This is a genomic window from Vibrio sp. 1978 (assembly GCF_033344345.1).
The window spans coordinates 1-631 of record NZ_JAWPOP010000620.1; the positions used below are offsets into that span (position 1 = coordinate 1).

General features: G+C 49.6%; 1 protein-coding gene and 1 pseudogene. Both read right to left on the bottom strand.

Annotation, left to right across the window (positions count from 1 at the left end; all coding sequences use genetic code 11):
* Positions 1-201: pseudogene (locus tag R8N49_RS28175) on the bottom strand (hypothetical protein); the annotation flags it as partial.
* A 73-nt stretch (positions 202-274) separates the two neighbouring features.
* Positions 275-631, bottom strand: a 357-nt coding sequence (locus R8N49_RS28180) for a hypothetical protein (RefSeq protein ID WP_276463367.1), incomplete at its 5' end; no start/stop codon positions are given.

Sequence of the window (631 nt, forward strand, 5' to 3'; positions counted from 1 at the left end):
CTCTTTCAGTAATCGCTTTACGCTTTGAAATCTCGCGTACAGAGCTGGCGTAAACTGCCCAGAGTAGTTCAAGTTTGGGCAGATCATTTCAAGCATCTCATCAGGTACAGATTCAAGCCCCATTTGCGCGGCCAATGGCTTCGCCTTTTTCAGACCTTCCTCAAGCACTCTCTGATTTACAAGTTGTTCTAATGTGTTCATTTGACTCTCCACTTTCGAGAGAGCAATGCAAGCCGTCTCCGGACTTACATTGCCCGTTAACGGCTTTATTGGTTTATCCCAAGAGGTACGGAGCTACGCCAGTCAGGAAGCCCATGACTCCCAACACAGCGCCAACCACGCCCAATTTGATTGACAGTTGGACACTTTGATCCGGATGGTTCCAGAACCACTGCCAGACTTCCCAGCGCCTGGCTCTGCGAACCTCAAGATTTACAGTGTCTTTAAAACGAACACCCAGAGCATCTACCGCATCGTAATCCAGCGCGACCGCCAGCTTTGTGATGGATAAATTCCCAGGGTTGCCCATCGCATACCGGAGAACCTTTGCTTTGGTCTCTGGGTTTACGATCATAACCGGCTCCCTCCTGAAAAAACGGGTCTTGTCTTTTCGCTTGGAATCCATGTTGCG